The sequence below is a fragment of the Streptomyces sp. NPDC046939 genome (assembly GCF_040644575.1).
In the GTDB taxonomy this organism is placed as follows: domain Bacteria; phylum Actinomycetota; class Actinomycetes; order Streptomycetales; family Streptomycetaceae; genus Streptomyces.
Genome location: NZ_JBEYWV010000073.1, coordinates 1 through 4,586, shown reverse-complemented (window position 1 = coordinate 4,586; position 4,586 = coordinate 1). Strand labels below are relative to the sequence as shown.

At 70.2% G+C, this 4,586-nt stretch carries 4 protein-coding genes; 2 read left to right on the top strand and 2 right to left on the bottom strand.

Translation table 11 applies throughout. The features are described 5' to 3' along the window. Positions 1-90 precede the first annotated feature (90 nt). Together hisS and ABZ877_RS39620 are read right to left on the bottom strand one after the other, a co-directional pair. Entirely contained in the window at positions 91-1,353 is a 1,263-nt protein-coding gene (gene hisS, locus ABZ877_RS39625) for a histidine--tRNA ligase (protein ID WP_361081569.1), read from the bottom strand. 14 nt (positions 1,354-1,367) lie between these two features. Continuing rightward, entirely contained in the window at positions 1,368-2,078 is a 711-nt protein-coding gene (locus tag ABZ877_RS39620; RefSeq protein WP_361081566.1) for an MBL fold metallo-hydrolase, read from the bottom strand. Between the two features lie 155 nt (positions 2,079-2,233). Here ABZ877_RS39620 and ABZ877_RS39615 point away from each other — a divergent pair, with 155 nt between their 5' ends. Both ABZ877_RS39615 and ABZ877_RS39610 read left to right on the top strand, forming a co-directional pair. Next, entirely contained in the window at positions 2,234-3,088 is an 855-nt protein-coding gene (locus ABZ877_RS39615; protein ID WP_361081563.1) for a peptidylprolyl isomerase, read from the top strand. Between the two features lie 136 nt (positions 3,089-3,224). Beyond that, positions 3,225-4,457, top strand: coding sequence for a DUF349 domain-containing protein (locus ABZ877_RS39610; protein WP_361081560.1), 1,233 nt, complete (start codon positions 3,225-3,227; stop codon positions 4,455-4,457). Positions 4,458-4,586: the final 129 nt, after the last annotated feature.

The window sequence follows — 4,586 nt, the reverse complement described above, 5'->3', positions numbered from 1 at the left end:
GGCCCCAGTTTTCCCCTTCCCTCGTCAACCCCCCTCGGGGGGGGGGGGGGGGGGCGGGCCCCCCCCCCCCCCACCCCGCTCCCGACCGGTTCAGCCGAGCTTGCCCTTGAGGACGGCCACGATCTCGTCGACCGCGACCGCGCTCTGCTCGCCGGACTCCATGTCCTTGAGCTGCACGACGCCCTCGGTGAGATCGCGCTCACCGGCGACGATCGTGTAGCGGGCGCCCGAGCGGTTGGCGTTCTTCATGGCGCCCTTGAGCCCCTTGCCGCCGAACGAGAAGTCCGCCGAGATCCCGGCCTTGCGGAGCTCGGTGACCTTGGTGAAGAGCACGCGCCGCGCCTCGTCGCCGAGCGGCACCGCGAAGACGCTGGTGGTCGCGGGCAGTTCCAGCTCGACGCCCTCCGCCTCCAGGGCGAGGACGGTGCGGTCCACGCCGAGCGCCCAGCCGACGGACGGCAGCGACGGGCCGCCGATCATCTCGGAGAGACCGTCGTAGCGGCCGCCGCCGCCCACCGCGGACTGCGAGCCGAGCCCGTCGTGGACGAACTCGAACGTCGTACGGGTGTAGTAGTCCAGGCCGCGGACGAGCTTCTCGTCGTCCTCGAAGGCGACGCCCTCGGCGAGCAGCAGCTCGCGCACCTGCTCGTGGTACGCCTTGCACGCGTCGCACAGGTAGTCGCGCAGCGAGGGCGCGCCCACGAGCTGCTTCTGCACGTCGGCCCGCTTGTCGTCGAGGACGCGCAGCGGGTTGATCTCGGCGCGGCGCAGCGTCTCCTCGTCCAGGTCGAGACCGCGCAGGAAGTCCTGGAGCGCGGCCCGGTAGACGGGGCGGCACTCCTTGTCGCCCAGCGAGTTCAGCAGGATGCGGAAGTCGCTGAGGCCGAGCGAGCGGTACGCCTGGTCGGCCAGGATGATCAGCTCGGCGTCGAGCGCCGGGTCCTCCGCGCCGATCGCCTCGGCGCCGACCTGCGAGAAGTGGCGGTAGCGGCCCTTCTGCGGGCGCTCGTAGCGGTAGTAGGAGCCCGAGTACCAGAGCTTGACCGGGAGGTTGCCCGCCTTGTGCAGGTTGGCCTCCAGGGCCGCGCGCAGCACGGAGGCGGTGCCCTCGGGGCGCAGGGCGAGCTTGTCGCCACCCTTGGTCTCGAAGGCGTACATCTCCTTGGTGACGATGTCGGTGGACTCGCCGACGCCGCGGGCGAACAGCTCGACGTTCTCGAAGCCGGGCGTCTCGATGTAGCCGTAGCCGGAGTTGCGCAGCGGCGCGGAGATCGCCTCGCGGACGGCGAGGTACTTCGCGGAGTCCGGCGGGATCAGGTCGTAGGTGCCCTTGGGGGCCTGAAAGGTGCTCACGGGAGGTCTTCTCGTCACATTCCTCGTCGGGGGGTCTCGGTCGAGACTCCCTGGCCGGCGGCCACCTGCCGCAGATACGGGTTGGTGGCGCGCTCCTGGCCGATGGTGGTCTGGGAGCCGTGCCCGGAGAGGACCACGGTCGAGTCGTCGAGCGGCAGGCACACGCGGGCCAGCGATTCGAGCATGTCGTCCATGGAGCCACCGGGCAGGTCGGTGCGTCCGACGGAGCCGGCGAAGAGCAGGTCGCCCGAGAAGAACACGGACGGGATCTCCGCGGTCTCGGGCATCCTGAACGCCACCGACCCCTTGGTATGGCCGGGCGCGTGGGCGACGGTGAAGTCGAGCCCCGCCAGCTTCAGCGCGGCGCCGTCCGCCAGCTCCCGCACGTCGTCGGGCTCCCCCACGGTCAGCTCGCCCATGAGCGGCATGCCGATGGAGCGGCCGATGCCCGCCTCCGGGTCGCTCATCATGTAGCGGTCGGCGGGGTGGATCCACGCGGGGACGTCGTGCGCCCCGCAGACCGGGACGACCGAGGCGACGTGGTCGATGTGGCCGTGGGTGAGGACGACCGCGACCGGCTTGAGCCGGTGCTTCTTCAGCGCTTCCTCGACGCCCTGGGCCGCCTGATGGCCCGGGTCGATGATCACGCACTCCTCTCCCGCGGCGGGGGCGACCAGGTAACAGTTGGTGCCCCAGGCCCCTGCGGGGAACCCGGCAATCAGCACGATCGTCCTTCGTATGTCGTCGGAAACCACGGAATGCGGCAGATCAGAGCCTACCGGCGCTGCCGATTCCACAGCGAACCCATATACGGTACGGGGCACCAACCGATGGCCCGGCCCGCACACCAAGGTCATGAGACGTACGAGGAGAACACCCGGTGGTCAGCAAGGATCAGCGGCAGCGTCAGCTCGCCCGGGAGAAGTTCCTGCGCCAGCAGCAGCGGCGCGAGACCGCGCGGCGCAAGGCGCGCACCCGCAACACGGTGATCGCCGCGGTCCTCGCGGTGGCCGTCATCGGCACGGGTGGCGCCTACGCCGCCGGGGCCTTCAAGAGTGACGACAAGAAGACGACCACCGACGCCGCGCCGAGCGCGAGCCCGTCGGCGTCGAAGGCCCCGGACCCCTGCGACAAGCCGGCAGCGGGCAAGGCGGAGAAGGCGACCTGGAAGAAGGAGCCGGCGATGTCCATCGACAAGTCGGCGAAGTACACGATGAAGCTCGCGACCACCTGCGGCGACATCGACATCGACCTCAAGGCGTCGGCCGCCCCGCACACGGTGAACTCGTTCAACTACCTGGCGGGCAAGAAGTTCTTCGACCACACCAAGTGCCACCGCCTGACCACCCAGGGCATCTACGTCCTGCAGTGCGGCGACCCGACCGGCACCGGACAGGGCGGCCCCGGGTACACGATCCCGGACGAGAACCTGAAGGACGCCTCCCTGAAGAAGGCGGAGAAGCAGCAGGGCACGCAGCTCTACACGTTCCCCGCGGGCACCGTCGCCATGGCGAACACCGGGCAGAAGCACACCGGCGGCAGCCAGTTCTTCCTCGTCTACAAGGACAGCAAGCTCCCGGCGACGTACACCCCGTTCGGCACGATCTCCGACTCCGGGATGAAGGTCCTGGACAAGATCGCGAAGGCGGGCGCGCAGCCGGCCGACCAGACCACGGGCAACACCGCGCCGAACGCGACCGTCGTGATCGACAAGGGGACCGTGACCAAGTCCTGACCTGCCCGCTGCAGAAGTTCGGTCGCGCGGGATGCGGACAGCCGCCCCGCCGGTCGCCTATGTTGGCGGAGACGAAACTGTGGACGATGCCCGGGGGCCCGAGAGACCTCCGCAGGCATCATGTGGAGGAGGCGCTGTGAGCAGCGACCCGTGGGGCCGCGTCGACGAGACGGGGACCGTGTACGTGCGTTCGGCCGACGGCAGTGAGCGAGTCGTCGGCTCGTGGCAGGCAGGCTCTCCTGACGAGGCGCTGGCCTACTTCAAGCGCAAGTACGACGGTCTGGTCGTCGAGATCGGGCTCCTCGAGCGCCGGGTGCAGACGACCGACCTGTCGGCCAAGGACGCCATGACCGCGATCGAGCACCTGCGCGAGCAGGTGACGGACGCGCACGCGATCGGTGACCTGGAAGCGCTGGGCAAGCGGCTCGACAAGCTCGTCGAACTGGTCGAGTCGCGTCGCGAGGAGCGCAAGGTCCAGAAGGCCAAGCAGTCCGACGAGGCGCGCCACGCCAAGGAGGAACTGGTCGCCGAGGCCGAGCAGTTGGCCCAGTCCGAGCAGTGGCGGGCCGCCGGTGAGCGGCTGCGCGCCCTGGTGGACATCTGGAAGGGCCTGCCGCGTCTCGACCGCAAGTCGGATGACGAACTGTGGCACCGCTTCTCGCACGCCCGGTCGGCGTTCTCCAAGCGCCGCAAGGCGCACTTCGCGTCGCTCGACGCGCAGCGCGAAGAGGCCCGCAAGGTCAAGGAGCAGCTGGTCGCCGAGGCCGAGGCGCTGTCCAACTCGCAGGACTGGGGCGCCACCGCGGCCCGCTACCGCGAGCTGATGACGGAGTGGAAGGCGGCAGGCCGCGCCCAGCGCGAGCACGAGGACGACCTGTGGAACCGCTTCCGCGGCGCCCAGGACGTGTTCTTCGCGGCCCGCAGCGCGGTGTTCGCCGAGCGCGACGCCGAGCAGGGCGAGAACCTCAAGCTCAAGGAGGAGCTGGCCGCCGAGGCGGAGAAGCTCCTGCCGGTCGGCGATCTGAAGGCGGCCCGGGCCGCGTTCCGCTCGATCAACGAGCGCTGGGAGGCCATCGGCCACGTACCGCGTGACGCCCGGCCGAAGGTCGAGGGGCGGATGCACGCCGTCGAGCGGGCCATCCAGGAGGCCGAGGAAGCGGAGTGGCGCCGGACCAACCCCGAGGCGCGGGCGCGTGCCGCGGGCCTCACCGGGCAGCTCCAGGCGGCCGTCGACAAGCTCACGGGGCAGATCGAGCAGGCTCGTGCGCAGGGCAACCATGCCAAGGCGGACAAGTTGCAGCGGGAGCTTGATGGGCGGCAGGCGTTGTTGGACTCGGCGCTCAAGGGGCTTGAGGAGTTTGGCGGTTAAGCACTTGCCGTGATGGAGCGGGCCCGGGCTTTTCCTCGGCTGGTCGCTCAACGGGTTCCTGCAGTCCGACCCGGAGCTGCGGCCGATCGCCGAGGCGCACCTGAACGACAGGGGGCGGGCCGCGCTGAA